General features: G+C 51.2%; 14 protein-coding genes. 12 read left to right on the top strand and 2 right to left on the bottom strand.

Annotation, left to right across the window (positions count from 1 at the left end):
- Window positions 1-224: 224 nt before the first annotated feature.
- The 3 genes from CFK45_RS18610 (at window position 225) to CFK45_RS02835 (ending at window position 1282) form a co-directional block, all read left to right on the top strand.
- A complete protein-coding gene (locus tag CFK45_RS18610; RefSeq protein WP_204378407.1) occupies window positions 225-494 on the top strand; it encodes a GNAT family N-acetyltransferase in 270 nt (89 codons plus the stop codon).
- The gene (locus CFK45_RS18865) at window positions 424-678 is read left to right on the top strand and encodes a GNAT family N-acetyltransferase (protein WP_204378398.1); all 255 of its coding nucleotides are present in this window, start codon (window positions 424-426) and stop codon (window positions 676-678) included. The genes CFK45_RS18610 and CFK45_RS18865 overlap by 71 nt, the downstream gene beginning before the upstream one ends.
- A 91-nt stretch (window positions 679-769) precedes the next feature.
- The gene (locus CFK45_RS02835; protein WP_143247460.1) at window positions 770-1282 is read left to right on the top strand and encodes a DUF5946 family protein; all 513 of its coding nucleotides are present in this window, start codon (window positions 770-772) and stop codon (window positions 1280-1282) included.
- Window positions 1283-1351: 69 nt separating this feature from the next.
- On the opposite strand, the gene CFK45_RS02830 is transcribed toward CFK45_RS02835, so the two are convergent.
- Window positions 1352-2113 (bottom strand): SDR family NAD(P)-dependent oxidoreductase, encoded by a 762-nt coding sequence (locus CFK45_RS02830; RefSeq protein WP_096084865.1) that lies wholly within the window; start codon window positions 2111-2113, stop codon window positions 1352-1354.
- A 100-nt stretch (window positions 2114-2213) separates the two neighbouring features.
- Here CFK45_RS02830 and CFK45_RS02825 point away from each other — a divergent pair, with 100 nt between their 5' ends.
- The 4 genes from CFK45_RS02825 (at window position 2214) to CFK45_RS02805 (ending at window position 8678) form a co-directional block, all read left to right on the top strand.
- Window positions 2214-2561, top strand: a complete 348-nt coding sequence (locus CFK45_RS02825; protein ID WP_204378397.1) for a winged helix-turn-helix transcriptional regulator — start codon at window positions 2214-2216, stop codon at window positions 2559-2561.
- Between the two features lie 190 nt (window positions 2562-2751).
- Window positions 2752-3204 carry a pyridoxamine 5'-phosphate oxidase family protein gene (locus CFK45_RS02820; protein ID WP_096084863.1) on the top strand — a complete coding sequence of 151 codons (453 nt, stop codon included), beginning with the start codon at window positions 2752-2754 and terminating at the stop codon, window positions 3202-3204.
- A 79-nt stretch (window positions 3205-3283) separates the two neighbouring features.
- A complete protein-coding gene (locus tag CFK45_RS02815; RefSeq protein ID WP_143247458.1) occupies window positions 3284-4177 on the top strand; it encodes a hypothetical protein in 894 nt (297 codons plus the stop codon).
- 415 nt (window positions 4178-4592) lie between these two features.
- Window positions 4593-8678 (top strand): Ig-like domain-containing protein, encoded by a 4086-nt coding sequence (locus CFK45_RS02805; protein WP_096084860.1) that lies wholly within the window; start codon window positions 4593-4595, stop codon window positions 8676-8678.
- Window positions 8679-8842: 164 nt separating this feature from the next.
- On the opposite strand, the gene CFK45_RS02800 is transcribed toward CFK45_RS02805, so the two are convergent.
- Window positions 8843-9331: a TlpA disulfide reductase family protein gene (locus tag CFK45_RS02800; protein WP_096084859.1), complete on the bottom strand. Its 489-nt coding sequence runs from the start codon at window positions 9329-9331 to the stop codon at window positions 8843-8845.
- Between the two features lie 206 nt (window positions 9332-9537).
- Between CFK45_RS02800 and CFK45_RS02795 the strand changes: the two genes are divergently transcribed.
- The 5 genes from CFK45_RS02795 to CFK45_RS02770 all read left to right on the top strand — a co-directional run bounded on the left by CFK45_RS02795 (window position 9538) and on the right by CFK45_RS02770 (window position 15499).
- Window positions 9538-10035, top strand: a complete 498-nt coding sequence (locus tag CFK45_RS02795; RefSeq protein ID WP_096084858.1) for a TlpA disulfide reductase family protein — start codon at window positions 9538-9540, stop codon at window positions 10033-10035.
- Window positions 10035-10256 (top strand): DUF4266 domain-containing protein, encoded by a 222-nt coding sequence (locus CFK45_RS02790; protein WP_239923515.1) that lies wholly within the window; start codon window positions 10035-10037, stop codon window positions 10254-10256. The genes CFK45_RS02795 and CFK45_RS02790 overlap by 1 nt, the downstream gene beginning before the upstream one ends.
- A gap of 11 nt (window positions 10257-10267) precedes the next feature.
- Window positions 10268-11470 carry a DUF3570 domain-containing protein gene (locus tag CFK45_RS02785; RefSeq protein WP_096084857.1) on the top strand — a complete coding sequence of 401 codons (1203 nt, stop codon included), beginning with the start codon at window positions 10268-10270 and terminating at the stop codon, window positions 11468-11470.
- 13 nt (window positions 11471-11483) lie between these two features.
- Window positions 11484-12395 (top strand): FAD:protein FMN transferase, encoded by a 912-nt coding sequence (locus tag CFK45_RS02780; protein WP_096084856.1) that lies wholly within the window; start codon window positions 11484-11486, stop codon window positions 12393-12395.
- Window positions 12396-12550: 155 nt separating this feature from the next.
- Window positions 12551-15499 carry an Ig-like domain-containing protein gene (locus CFK45_RS02770; RefSeq protein ID WP_143247457.1) on the top strand — a complete coding sequence of 983 codons (2949 nt, stop codon included), beginning with the start codon at window positions 12551-12553 and terminating at the stop codon, window positions 15497-15499.

Genomic DNA, 15499 nt, shown 5'->3' with positions numbered 1-15499 from the left:
CTGAAGGTGGGCCTCAATTTACCCGTTTGGAAAAGTTTTAAAAATGAATATTTTCTTGGAAGGGAAACCATACAAAGCAATCTACCGGATATCCACTGCGTTGTTTAATTTGTGCTTAAATAGCACAAATTAAACAACCCCGTTCCTGCCGGTAATCGCGGCGTTAGGCTCCCAAGTTACCCACTTGGAGTTTTGTTAGGGCCTGGTTATTCAAAAAAGTCGATATGAGCATTCGAATCGCTAGAGAAAGTGACGCACAAGCTATATCAAATCTGGTTAAGTCATTGGCTCATTTTTATTTGCATGAGCCAAAAAATGGTGTTCCATACTGGCTGGCTGAAACATTAACGCAGAGGGCATTTACAAAAAGGATCTGCAGTGGTGGCTTTCTAAGTTTTGTATATGAAAGTGGCGGTGAAATAGTTGGGTATATCTCTCTTAAAAAAACCAAATCACCTTCATCATTTATTTGTATCAGAAGAGTTTCAGGGTAATGGTATTTCTAGGATTTTGTGGCAGCACGTTCAGCAGCATGTTAAATGTGATTCTTTCACGCTAAGGTCTTCTATTTACGCAGTGCCTGTCTACAAAAAGTTTGGGTTTACTGAGTCTGCTGCTGTGCAAACTAAAGGTGGGATATCTTTTCAGCCAATGGAGTTACTTCTATCATGCCAATAAGTGCTTTAAGGCTCTACTGTATTATGCCAAACCTTTTGATCGTAACCTTTTGATCGCAATATCTTGCTTACAACAGAGGCAGTCGGTGGGTATGGATACGTGTCAGTGTTTTAGTTGTGGTGGTGAATACCCCAATATTGATGGGCCGGTGCATCGCTACATGGCTTCATCTCCTGGTTGCTGGTCTGTTTATGGCAAGGTGTTAGCTCGTGAATATAGTAGCTCCGATTATTTTGATGTGCATCGTTTGAGCGTAGATGCCTACGCTGTGCAGCACCCAGGTTCAGATGATCGCCAGAGTATACAGTCGGTTGCTGTGCACCTGATCCGGCTATGTCTGTTCTTAGAGCATGGGCTAGCGGCGGAGCATGCCAATACCGCCATGCTTGAAGCCGGAAAGGATAAACATTCGTTTATTTATCTTGAGCCCCCAACAAGCTTTGGTTTAATTACTGCCGCTGATGTTTATCGGGCTAAATCAGTCAAAGCGCATAAAGCAGTTGTCAAAGAATGGGCCCGAACTGCATGGGATGCGTGGTCAATGCATCACAATACAATCAGGGCATGGTTGCCGAGCAATGCATTCGGCCGGATAAATCGGTGAAGGCAATGTTGTGGGCGCTCTGCTAGGAGCGCCTCTTTTATACCGGTGCCTCTTTTGTTCTTTTTTGCTTTAGTTTCTTCCCGCTATTACACCGCCGTCGACGTCCCAGATGGCTCCTGTTACCCAGCTTGATTTTTCACTTAATAAAAAGCTCACGCTGTTGGCGATGTCGTCGACGCTGCCTATGCGCCCTATCGGGTGGAAATCGTTAAATCCTTGCAGGGCTTGCTCGACGTCTTCCGGTTTAATAAAGGCCTCGTAAATCGGTGTTTTAACTACCGCTGGAGAAACCGCATTCACACGGATATTAAAATCGGCAAGCTCCATGGCCATATGTTGGGTCAATGCGTGCAGGCCGGCTTTGGCCATGGAGTAGGCGGATGAGGGCGTGGCTTTGATGGCCTGTTTGGCCCACATGGAGCCGATGTGTACGATGGCGCCGCCGCCGTTTTCTTTCATGTTTTGTGCTACGGCTTGTGTAATAAAAAAGGCGGCGCGGTTGAGCTGGGCGTATTTGTCGTAGTCCTGCTTGCTGTGCTCTAAAAATGCTTTGGGGTTAAAATAACCTGCGGCGTTGACCAGGTATTTTATGTGCCTATTATCGCTGTGTATTAAATCGACAACCCGGTCTACGTCTTTTTCTTCATAGAGATCGGCCTGCAGGGTTTCAAGCTTGGCTGGGCTTTGTTGTTTTTGTTTGGCCTGTTCGAGTTTTTGCTTGTTGCTGCCAAGTACGATGCAGTCGATGCCTTGCTGGTTGAGCTGTTCTGCACATGCTAGGCCTATTCCGCTGGAGCCACCAATAATCAGCGCTGTGATACTTTTGTTCATTTTCTTCCTCTCGGGTGTGTTAACGTTGAGCGCTAAGTTAACGAACAGTAGGTGGGCGAAAAAGTAAGTACTTTTACGTACGCTAGGTACTTTTTGGTACATGTTGATGAAAACACAGGAAAAAAAAGTTTCGAGAAAAATTGCGCCCGATAAAAGTACGCGCATGCTTGAGACGATCTATGGCTGTAAGTGGTCGCTGACGGTCTATCAATTGCTGGCCAGAGGTATTAATCGGCCAGGTGAAATGGTGCGCAATGTCGAAGGCTTGAGCACAAAGGTGCTCAATGAGTGTCTGCGTAAAAACACCCGCTTTGGTATTTTAGAGCGCCTTTCATACAATGAGGTGCCGCCGCGTGTGGAATATCGTGTGACGGAATTTGGGACAAAGTTTATGCGTGTGCTCGATGAGCTTGAAAAGCTGCAAGCCGAGATCGACGATGAACTCTAAGCTTGTCGGGCAGGTTTAGCGGCGCGGCCGGCTTGAAGTAAACTTCTGTCTTAGCTCAAATTTTACTGAGTTTTGTTGTTGTTAGCCGCCATCTATGTTGCCTCTGCGCGCAGTTGTTGAGGTATAGCAAGCTTGCCTACGGGCCGCTGCGCTAAGTTCGCTTTTTGTAAATAGGGGCGGCTTGCTAACGATGATATTGGGCTTTAGGGAAAAATCCGCTATTAAGGCCAGCCGCTTGTGCTGGTTGGTGACGGTGGATGAGCACGGGGCGCAGCACTGCCTGCCAAAAGCGCGCTTTAGTTATTTTGGCGACAACCAATTGTTGATTGCGGATTTGGCAATTTCTGAATGTGTCGACAACCTTGCTGATAATCCGCGGGTTTGCGTCAGCTTTGCCGATGTGCATAAACGCCACGGTTATAAATTCACCGGCCTTGCCGAATTTGTAATGTTTGGCAGCGAACGTTTGCGCAGACAGCAGCGTGTTTTTGCTGCCAGCCTTGGTTCGAGTATCGCTCGCATGGGCTTGATTGTTGTGACGCTGGATTCGGCTACCGAGATTCAAGCGCCGTCTTACTTGTTGTATCCCGAAACACTGGAAACCGAGAAAATCGCCGAGATTCTGCGCAGCTATGGGCTTTAGCTGAGTCTTGGGCTTGGGCGCTTTTGCTTTTGTTTGGCGCTCGTTATGATGACGTGCCCTGATTATTACATGGATGTTTATGCTGTCCGATACCTTTCTTGCCGCGGCATTTGCCGAAACGCCAAATAGCGAGCGACCGAGCCTGCATTTAAAAGCGGGGGAGACTCTCGAGCTGGCCGCGCGCGCTTATCATTTTCAAAATGTGTTGATTGAGCCCGGCGCGGCGCTTGTGCTTTTGCCTGAGGCCTGCGATTGGCTGTCACTAAAAGTTGATAACAACTGCATTGTGCACGGCGATTTAATCTGCCGGCAGTTTATGGATGTGATGCAGGCGCCGACGCTGGATATCGATGCTGGCTTGACCTTGTCTTATGCCTACAACCTTCGCCTTCGCAGCGGCGCTGGTGGTGGCGGTGGTGCTTTACAGGCGCCAAGCGGTGAGCTCGCCGGTGGTCGCGGGGCGCCGGGTTCGCGCTACGCCGGCGGTGGCGGAGGAGCGGGGGCTTTTGTTCGCGGTGCGCAGCACCAAGTCGGCGCCAGCGCAACGGCTGCTCGCGGCGCGCGCAGTCAGCAGAGTTTGGCAGGCCACGGTGGTGATGGCGCTTCGCAAGTTCGCGCAATGAACGGCGCGTTGCTGTATCTGCAGGTGGGAGCTGTGCTCGATATGTCACTCGGGCGCATTGTTGCCTCGGGCCTTAATGGGCAAGCCGGTGCCAGCGGCGCCGATGTCAGCAACGCCTTTCACGATGCGCCCGGTGGCGGCGGTGGTGGTGCGGTCGGTGGCAATGGCGGCTGTGTGGTGATTCGCGCCGCCCAGCACAACTGCAGGCCGGAGCGTATTGATGTCAGCGGCGGCCAAGGCGGTGCCGGCGGCGCGGGCGGGCGCTGTCTGGGCCGAGCCGGCAGCGCAGCTGCGGGGCAGGGCGGTGACAATGGCGACGAAGGTTTTGTCGACTTTTTGAGTTGCTCCTAGCTTATCGCCTGTTATTTTGTCAGTGGGCACTGGCGCATAATTCATTTTGTGACATGTCGCACATTTTTCCTTTTTGGCACTTTTGCATGGTCTTCAGCAATTTCTGTATGTTTTGTGTGTAAAATCGCGCCACTATTCACTTTTTTATGCGGGATTCGCGCAGATCATACCCGCGCTTAATATCTGGGCTCATACTTTTGTGTTGAAATTGTACAGACTGTGGTAATGTGTGCCAGCCGCTATTTATAAGTTTGCCGTTATGAGCAAACAGTCTATCGGTCGCGCAATCTGCTGCTAGTGCATCGTTTTGCCGCGTTTGGGGGTTCCGCTTTTTTGACAGTTTTCTGTGCTTCACAGTGTCTCGTCGGTGCCTTTACTCAGTGCTTTACAAATCAACAATATGTAGGACGTAGCTATGAGGCCATCAACCTTCGTACAGTCGCTGTTTGCTGTATGCTCGTTTGCCCTTCCGCTTACCTTACAGGCTCAGACTGAAACACAAATCAACCTCAACGTACGACACGATGTCGGTGGGGTCTCTGAGTTTGATCGTAAGAAATTCATCACTTTGCACTCTGCAGCCACTGAAAATGAGTGGAACGGTGATGAAGAAAAATTAACCTATTTGATGAATGACCTGGATGTGTATCTCGGCCGCGACAACGGTGGCATGGGTTATTACATGAATCAGGCCGAGCAGGATCCAGAGCGCCCGGGTTATGCCGACCCCGCCTGGGTAGCGAGCTACGGCGGCTATGTGCGCGAGACGGTCTACGGTGTCAACGAGGCCTGGGCTCACGAATTTGATCACAAAAGTGATGTAATGATTGGCGGCCAGGTGCACACCTTCTGGCCCGGTCACGTGACCAACCCCTGCTGTGGCGGCACAGGCTGGGAGATTGCCGGCGCCGATGCGATGGGCGAATTTATGGGGCTCTACCTACAGGAGTTCTACCGCAATGACGGCGAGCCTGTGACCAAAGGTCACCCGCGTCCAAAACTGCTTGAGATATTAAATGAGCCGCTCTATGAGCTGGTCACGGTTGGCGACACGCAGCCGATCGAAGTTTTTAATTTCCACAACGATGTTGCCGAAGCGGTGCGCCGCGTAAACAGCGATGTGATGATTGGTGGCTACACCACTGCCTTCCCGATTTTTGAAGAGCGTGAGTTCGCGCGCTGGGAAGAGCGCATGCAGCTGTTTATCGATACCTCTGGCGACAACATGGATTTCTTTTCCATTCACCTCTACGACTTCAACCAGTTTTGGAGCCAGGATGCCGGCGGTTATATCGGCCCGGTTGACTTCAAAGGCGCACGTATTGAAGCCACGCTGGATATGATGGAGCAGTACAGTGTGCTCAAGCTCGGTGAGGTGAAACCGTATGTGCTTTCTGAGTACGGTGGTCGCGACCATCAGCTCGAGCAGCAGGCGTGGTCGCCACTGCGCGACTGGCAGTTTATGAAAAGCTTCAGCCCAATGCTGATGCAATTTATGGCGCGCCCGGATCAAATGCTCAAAACCATTCCATTTATGGTGACTAAGGGCGAATGGGGCCGCGAAGATGGCAACCCGTACCCGTGGCGTTTGCTGCGCCAGGCCTTTGAGGCCGAAGGCGAAAGCGGTGAGCAGTGGGTCTACACCGACATGGTCAAGTTTTATGAGCTGTGGTCGGATGTCAACGGTACCCGCGTCGACTCGCGTTCAACCAATGCCAACGTCATGATCGATACCTATGTCGACGGCAACAAAGCTTATGTCATTCTTTCCAACCTTTCGCCAACGGCTGAAAGTGTTGCGCTTAACTTCTTTGGCAGTGAGAGTGTTGCGGTTGAATCCGTGCGCACCAAGCACTTGCACTTGGTTGGCAGCGCGCCAGAGTTGACGGTTGAGACCCTGGCGGTGGCGCCCGAGAGTTTTGTGCTCGACGGTGAGGCGACAGCGATTCTCGAGTACAGCTTTGATGCGCCAATCGCCATTAGCGAGCAAGTCAGCCAAGCTAAGTACTATGCGGCGAGCTACTACCAGCCGATCGTCGCCGGTGTTGCCTCAAATTTTGATATCAGTGGTGTACAGGTATCTGAGTTTGGCGAGGCGGTGCTGCGCGTCAGTGTTGGTCGCGATCAAGGCGCTTCATTGAAGCCGAGTGTGCTGGTCAATGGCACTGCTGTCGATGTGCCCGATGCCTTATTTGGCAGTGATCAAAGTGTGCGCGAGCGTTTCTTTGGCACCATTGAAATTCCCGTGCCTATGTCGCTGCTTAAAGCGAGCAACAGCGTCAGTGTGAGTTTTGCTGACGACGGCGGCCGAATTTCCAGTGTGACCCTGGAAGTCTATCAATTTAGTGCCGATATCCGCAGCAAAAATGCGCCGGTAGATGGCGTGCGCATCAGCCCGGCTTCAGCCATTTTGGCGGTCGGCGACAGCATTCAGCTTGAGGCTTCAGTGACGCCGTATTACGCCGCGAACACCGGGCTTAGCTTCAGCTCCGACAACCCAGCTATCGCCACGGTTGATGCCAGTGGTTTGGTGTCGACCTTTGCCGCGGGCACGGTCGTTATTACTGCCAGCTCGGACGAGGGCAATTTCAGCGCCCAGAGTGTGCTCACCGTCGAAGTGCCGGTAGCGCCGTCGCTGAGCATTGACGACGCCAGCAACTACACCTCGGCGCCGTTTATGAGCGGCACCAGCATGCAAATCAGTACCAACTTTGAAGCGGGTACCGGCGAAGCTGTAACGGGTAATGGTGTGACTTATATGCTGCGCCAGATGAACGCAAACTGGGGTGTAGAAAAAGACTATATCCAGTTTGACTCGTCGGTTGTCGGCCAGCAGCGCGGAACATCGACCATCGATTTCTCCCTGCTTGGCGTCACGCCCAATGAGCAGTTGCCTGAAGGCCACTTCTACTTCCTGTTTGCACAGTTTGATTCGAGTGCCGGTTCAACGCAGAGCATCGCCGGTGTCACCGGAGTGGTGATTGAGCCGAATGATGCGGTCATACCGTTATCGATTTCTATCGAAAACCCGGATGCTGTGCGCGACACACTCTACGAGGCTGGCAGCAGCATCGATGTAAGTGTTAACTACCACATGGGCACGGGCAACACCGTCGTCGATAACTGGGGCGAGGGTGCAGTTGCCGCTTATCTGCGCTTGATGAACCCGGACTGGACAGTAGTTAGCGATACGATTGCCGCAGACAACAGCGCGCTTGGCCAGGAAAGTGGTACTGCTCTGATCAGCATTCCGACAGCAGGGCTGACGCCGAGTGACGAGCTTGCCGACGGCCAGTTCTACATGCTGTTGATTGTGGTGGAGAGCAGTGACGGCGGTTTCTACAACAATGTTGAAGGCGGTATTGCGCCGATTACCATTGTGCCCGGCGCACCTGCTGAGCCCGGTATCAGCTTTGACGACCGCGACAAGTACCTGGTGCCTGTCGAAGTGGGCACGCCGCTGGAAGTCAGCGTGAATTACGAAGCGGGCGACGGTCACACGGTCAACGCCTACAACGACGGTGTGCGCTTTGCTCTGCGTCAGTTGGATGCCAGTTGGGCCCCGGTCAGCGATGTGTTTGTCAGCGATGCCAGCACCGTTGATACACAAAATGGTGTTGCCACTGTGCAGTTCGACACATCTGCGCTCGCGGCCAGTGAAGACTTGCCAGAGGGGCACTTCTACTATCTGTTTGCCGAGTTCTTTGATGAAGCCGGAACCTACTATTACGTCAATGGCATTGCGCCGATCACCCTGACCAAGCCTGTTGTGCCCGCTTCGCTGGCGCTGGATGACGACGGCAAGTACCTGAGCACCGAGTATGTTGAAGGCGGTGTGATGGAGCTGGCGGCAAACTTTGATGCAGGTACCGGTCAGCTGGTCTCTGACACGGTTGGTGGTGTGCAGTTTATGCTGCGTGAGATGGACGCCGGTTGGTCGGTGATCAATGACTATCTTGTCGCCGATGCCGATGCCATTGGTTTGCAAAGTGGCGAAGCCAAAGCGCTGTTAAGCCTCGATGGCGTGACGCCAAGCGATGAACTGCCAGAAGGGAATTTCTACTTCCTGTTTGCGCGTTTTGTTGATGATGCCGGTGTTGAAACTGCAATTGGCGGCCTGTTCCCGATTACCATTTTGGCCGACTTTGACGGTGATGGCATTGCCGATGCGTACGACAACGACGACGACAATGACGGTGTTGACGATACTATCGACGATTTCCCGCTTGACCCAAGCATTGGTGTCTTAGGTGATTTCGACTGGGATCAGGATATTGATCGCCGCGATTTACTGTCGTTTGTTTGGCTGCTCTATACCGGCCAGGCTAAGCCGGAATATGACTTTGACGGCAACGGCAAGGTAGAGCACCGAGATGTTCGCGCGCTGCGCAAAATGTGTACGCGTGCTCACTGTGCGGTTTATACCCGCCAGCAGCGCCAGGATAAAATTAACGCGCTGCTTGAGCATTTAAAATCAAAGGCCGAGAAGTATCACTTCTAAAGTGAGCTTGCCGGTTTTTATAAAGCCACCTTCGGGTGGCTTTTTTTATGCTTCGATTTTTTGCTGTTAAGTTTTTACGCCCGCTGTGGTTTTATCGGTGTGTAGAAAAACCGGAACGATATGTGATTGGCGTTAATAATTAACAAAGAAAGGCTGAAGGTTTTTTACAAATTTTCTTCAATTAATAATTGCAGCTGTTTGTAATGTTTTTTGCGAAAGCCTTTGTGGCGGAGAATAATTTCGCCTTCGCGGCTGATAAGAAACGACGTGGGCAGGGCTTGCACGCCGTAGTCGATAGCTACCGTGCCTGCACTATCACGTGCAACAAGAAAATTGGGTGAATATTTTTTTAAAAATCTATGTGCCTGCTTTTCATCCTGATCCATATTAATGGCAATGACTTGCAAGCCCTGTTCGCCGTATTCGGCTTGAAGCTGTTTCATAAATGGGAAGGAGCGTATACAGGTGCGACACCAAGATGCCCAAAAATCGAGAAAAATAATATTTCCTCTGTAATCGCTAAGCGTCAAAGAATTGTCGCTTTGCATGTTGGGCAGAGTAAAGTCTGCCGCTTCCAGTAATAGACTATTGGCGTGGCTACTCAGGCCGACACTTAATAAACAGCTGAAGGCAATAGGCTTGAGAAATTTCATGACTGAGTTTTGGGATGAGGTGTAGTAATGAGTTTAAGTGCTTTGGCCTAGGCTTGCTATAGTCCTAAAGGCTTAAGCCATGATATCACTTATAACGGAGTGTGCACTGCGTCCAATTCTTAAACTCTCGCGCTTAACAGGATCTGATCTTGCGCTTAGCATACCCGAATCCAAATTAACTAACCCGTTCTTGGAGAGATGGAAGTATGAGCAGAATTTTAGTAGCTCTGTTGTTTTGTGTTAGCGCCCAGGCTTTTGCAGCTGTAAGCGAAGGTAACCTTGCCCCTAACTTTAAGTTACCTGGCCTTAAGAATACTGAAACTGGTGCGATGGTCAGCTTGTCTGACTATAAAGGTAAAGTTGTCTACCTGGACTTTTGGGCGTCTTGGTGTGGTCCTTGCCGAGTGTCTCTGCCTTTGTTAAACGACATGTACAAAGAGCTTGCTCCTAAAGGTTTTGAAGTTGTAGCTGTAAACATCGATGAAACTCAAGCGGATGCAGTTAATTTTCTGACTGAATATCCTGTTGATTACCCTGTACTTGCCGATCCTGAAGGCAGTGTACCGGCTGTTTACGAGCCCAAAGGTATGCCTACTTCTTACCTGATCGATCGCAGTGGCCGTGTTCAAATCGTTCACACTGGCTTCAAGAAAGGCGATCTTCCTGCTATTCGTTCAAAGATTGAAACTCTATTGGCCCAGTAATGTTTAAATCGCTGTCTATGACCGCGATCGCAGCGCTCTTGCTTGTTAGCTTGAGCGCTTGTGAGAGCGTAAAACCCTGGCACAAAGACAAGCTCGCTAAAGCCGAGATGGGCTTTGTTGTGGATCCACTCGAAGCAAAAATGTCTGACCACGTGTACTTCGCTAAAGAGGCAACGGCCTCCGGTGCCGAGGTGGCAGGTGGCGGTTGCGGTTGTAACTGAGGTTTAAGTTAATGCATAAAGACAAAAACAAGGCTCTCAAAGCCTTAACTTGTGCTGCAATGGCTTTGCCTGGTATGGCAACGTCAACGGCAAACGCTGCAGCAGTACCGGATACGCATCTATTCTCTGCGCGCTTTAATAAATACGGTGAAGCTGCGTTACCAAGTGCCAGCCCAGGTGCTCCCGAGCAGTCCCGCTACGATATTAATGTGGCACAATTTTTAGTTGCCGGCCCCATGTCTGATACTGAAGCCTATAAAGGTGTGCTGACAGTTGAAAGCATGAGTGGTGCATCACCAATGTTTGTTACCCCTGGTGCAAATGGCCCCAATGTTGTTATGAGTGGGGCGACGATTGAAGAGAAACGTCTCGCCGGTAATGGCGGTATCGATTTTTACTCTAAGTCGTCAAAGCTGGGCATGAACTTAGGTTTCTCTTTGGAGAATGACTACAGCTCGGTGAGCTTAGGTGCAGCGCACAGTTCCTTTTATAACGGTAATAATACTACGGTTGATTTTGGTGCGGGTTTCTCTCTCGATGAGCTGACGCCAACTGATGCCGGCCCTGCCTACCCAACCCGCCCCGAGCACGAGAACAAGCAGAGCATTAATGCCAGCTTGGGTGTTTCTCAGGTGATGAATAAAAACTGGGTGCTCGGTACCAATATCAGTACAGCGATTTACACCGGCTTTTTATCCGACCCGTATAAACTGGCTTGGATTGATAGCTTGGGGCAGGCTGTTGCCGACTCCAGGCCGGAGACACGCACGCAGTTTGCGTGGAATTTACAGTCTCGATTTTTTGTTGATAAAATGAATGCAGCTGTGCATTCAGACTATCGCTTTTATTTTACTGACTGGGGTACTGAGTCCCATACAGTTAGCCTTGCCTGGTATCAAAATATCGGCAAGTGGCAAATTGCTCCGCGTCTGCGTTATTACAACCAGGGTGCAGCTAATTTCTGGCGAAACTATTATGTTGGCGAGCGCGCTGATGGTTATTATTCCAGTGATTATCGCCTTTCTGCATTTAGCTCGGTAAGTATGCGTTTTGGGGTGAGCCGAGAAATCGGTAACTGGCGAGTTAAAGCCTCTTATGAAAATTATACATCGACAGGTCGCGCTGCAGACCCCACCTATGTCTATGGTCGCGAAGCCAGCCCGGCATTGGTTGATTTTTCCTACGTTACGCTTGGTCTCGATGTTAAATGGTAGGGTTTTGTAGTCCATGCAGCTTTTTAACTTTCGTTTTAAAGCGATGGGCTGCCCTTGCGAATTTAATTTTTTCGCCAATTCCGCTTCGGCTGCAGAGTCTCACCGCGAGGTGCTGCACGCCGAAGTTTTGCGTTTAGAGCATAAGTATTCGCGCTATCGCGATGACAGTGTACTTTCTCAAATAAATGCCGCTGCTGGTTCGGGGCGCCCGGTAGCTATCGACAACGAAACCGCTGCGTTATTAAGCTATGCCGAGCAGCTGTATCAGCAAAGCAACGGTTTGTTTGATCCAACCTCTGGTGTGTTGCGCCGCTGTTGGGATTTTAAAAGCCAGAAGCTGCCAAGTAAAAAACAGCTCAAACAAATTTTGCCATTTGTTTCCTGGCCTAGTGTTCAGTTTGACGCTGAGTCTGTCTATTTACCGCGACGAGGCATGCAGCTGGATTTTGGCGGTTGGGTAAAAGAGTTTGCCTGCGATGTTGTCGCCAATATTGCACTGCAGCGCGGTATTCAGCACGGTTATATTAACCTCGGTGGCGATATTCGTGTATTAGGCCCTATGCTTGACGGAGGTGGCTGGCGCATTGGTGTACAGCATCCGCGTATTGCCGATGCGGCCATTGCTTTTGTTGAGTTGCAGTTTGGCGCAATTGCGACCAGCGGCGACTACGAGCGTTTTATGATGGTTTCCGGCAAGCGCTATTGCCATCTGCTCAACCCAAAGACTGGTATGAGCATTCAGCCGGCCTTTGCCAGTGTCAGTATTCTTGCAGATTCCTGCCTTATTGCCGGCAGTTTTTCCACACTTGCCATGCTCAACAGCGAAAAAAACAGTGCGTGGTTACACGATGCGGGTTTGCCGTGGTTGGCGGTTGATCAGCAGCTCTGTGTTAGCGGCAGCATTCAGTTTCAAGGCGGTAGTTAAGCGCTTTATATGCACGGCCTGTCGGCTTTTGTATGCTCCATACAGTACGCTGATAATTTGTTCACGGATTTTATGGCTTCCCTCAACTAAAGTTGCAGCCGTTTATTTGTTGCGTCAGCACAAGTGCTAGTGCGGCAGCATATCGGGGGGAGAAAGTGCAAAAAAATATTTACGTGGGCTTGCGCCAGCTGTTGTTCGGTACGGGATTTTTCACATTAACAGCCTGTGGTGGCGGTGTTGGCTTGGAGAGCCCCGCAGCTTCTGTTTCTCCAACGCTTGCGCCGAGCCCATCGGTCACCTCGACGCCAAACGTTAGTCCTGAGCCACGCCCGAGTGCACAGCCCTCGCCGTTGCCGTCTTTATTGCCCAGCCCCGCCGCGAGCGCGCGGCCGAGCATGCAGCCTGAACCCAGTATTAGCCCGGTACCGGGGCTCAGTCCGGCGCCGTCCATGGCACCTTCTGTTCCACCTAATCCATTTCCTAGTGTCGCGCCGTCGCCGGCAGTGCCGAGCCCCGTGCCGAGCCCGATTCCTTCGGCGCTGCCGAGCCCCGAGCCCTCGCAGGCACCGAGCCCACTAGCCAGCAGCAGTCCGAGCCCTGAGCCCAGCGCCTCGCCTAGCCCTGCTGTATCGCCTTCGCCGGTTTTTTCGCCGACGCCCGTGCCGGCGCTACCGCAAATCAGCGGGATCAGCGATGGCGCCAGTCTCGATGAGGGGGCCTCGATTGAAATTACAGTGGAAACGGGTAACGACGCAGATGTGTTAAATGTTGAGTTGTTTTTAAATGACGCACTGGTGCGCCGCGAAAACCTGGCTCCTTTTACCTGGAATGTTTCGAGTAAAAACCAGGTGGATGAGGCGCTGCAAAACTTAAGTGCCGGCGATTACACCCTGAAAGCGGTGCTCACGCGCCTCGATGGCACTATGCCCGAGCAGCTTATTCGTTTTCGGGTAGCCGCTGCGCTCGATATTAACAGTGAAATACAACAGCTGATGACCCAAGCCGGTGTCAGCTGCGCCAATTCAAGTTGTCACGATGCAACGCCCGGCCAGGCCCGAATCGACTTGGTTAGCGGTTCACTCGAAGACATTGCTGCGCGCATGGTTGGCCATAAGTCGGGTAATTCAGCTTGTGGTGACGAGCTTATTATCGACCCAATGGACAGGGATAATTCCCTGTTCCTAAGGTTAATCAATGTGAACTCTGGTGATCAGTGCATGGCCAAAATGCCCTTTGGTCAGCAAGGGGTGAGCGAAGAGCACTATGAGCGTTTTGTCGCTTGGGTCGATAAATTAATTGAGCTTGCACCGCCTATTAATATTGAGCCGGAGGTGCCGAGTGAAATTATTCCTCAGGCGCTAAATAAAAGTGATGCGTTTAGCATTGCCAACTACGTTAAAACCTTAATGCTCGGTTCTGCCGTGACGGCTGAAGAATACAGCGCTTTAACGGCAGGTGGGGCCTTTGATCAGACGGAATACGAGTTGTTACTCGATAAATGGATGAGCGATGCGGCGTTTCAGCAAAAACTGATGCGCATGCTCAGATTGTTGCTGCAGCAGAATGAAATTCCGATAGAAAACACCAATTATTATCGTCAAAACGGCGGCCTGGGTTATGCGCCGGATGCTCCGGTTGATACTAGTCGTGCCAAGGCCAACCTCGATTTAATGTTTGTGCGTACAGCGCTTCGCATTATCAATGACGACGACGACTTCCGCGAAATTATTACCACCCGGGAATGGGAAGTAACAACAATGGCGTTGGCGGCAATGGCCCGAGCTGACCGGGGCGACATTTGGGAAAACAACAAAGAATTTTGGCTTCGTTCCATGCCCGGTGTTGTCGACAGTGACTACGATGACTGGCGCACGGTGACGATGGTTCAGTCTGATAGCATGGCAGCGTACGAGCTCAGTGAGAGCTTTATTGGCAGCATGCGCTCAATACCCGAAGGCGGGGAGTTTCATTCGCTTGCTCCGCGGGTTGGCTTTTTTAATTCGCCGGCCTTTATTTTTGGTTGGCAAACAAACACCAGTAACCAGTTCCGCCTGCCGACCAACCAGGCGCTTATCGTTGCAACGGCGAAGAGTTTTGAAGCCGGTGATGTAACACCGGTCAATCACCGCGAGGGTATTGCTGCTGAACATGCGCTGCCCGGCACAGACTGTTACAGCTGTCATGAGCGCATGGACCCAATGCGCAATATTTATATGAAGTACTACAAAGACAGGGATACGCGCGCTCGAGAAAACATTGGTGATGACAAGCCCGACTTTGCCTTTCACGGTTTGAGCCAGCAGATATCGACGATGGATGAGTTTGCGCAAACGCTGGCCACTCACCAGGATTTTGCTTTTGCGTGGGCAGCTAAGGTGTGCCAGTACTTTACTTCGGTTGAGTGTGATCAGCGCTACCCTGTGCATGTACAAGAGCTTGCCGATGCGTTTGTGGCTTCGGGTTACAGCTTTAAGACCTTGCTGATGGGTTTATTTCGCTCTCCTTTGGTGCTCTACGGAGTAACGGATAACAGTACGATGTTGATCAGCGTGATGCGCCGCGATCACTACTGTTTTGCGATGGACAAACGCCTCGAGGACATTCGCGGCTTGCGCAATATCGACAATAGTCAAAAGCTCTGTGAAAACACGCGCTACTTACCCAAACAAATGATGGCGCTGATACCGAATGATACTTACAGCCGCGGCCGTATCTCGCTGCTGCAGCCGGCCCTGCTGGACCCGTTTTATTTAAAATCTATTGAGGCTTTGTGTGCAGAGCAAGACTGGCGATTAATAGGCAATACTTCGAACGGCCGAACCTTTAATCGCGATCAAGTTGAGCAGACCCTCGATGACTTTACGCAGCACATACTCGGTGTGCCGGGCAGCCATGAAAATTATCAGGCCGCGCGCGATGCGTTGCAGCGAAGTTACCAGTTAGCGCGTGCGACACCAGAGTGCGCAAGCCCGGCGGATGTCGATATTAATCACGGCGGTAATCCAAGTTGCGGCATGGCATTAAATGCTCAGCAATCTATGGAGGTGCTGTGGCGCATGGTTTGTTCTGCTCCGGCCAATGTCGGTGTGGGTATGGGTTTTTAA

Source organism: Agaribacterium haliotis (assembly GCF_002312815.1).
Classification (GTDB): domain Bacteria; phylum Pseudomonadota; class Gammaproteobacteria; order Pseudomonadales; family Cellvibrionaceae; genus Agaribacterium; species Agaribacterium haliotis.
Note: the sequence above shows the minus strand (reverse complement) of the source record. Positions and strands in the feature narration are given on the sequence as shown.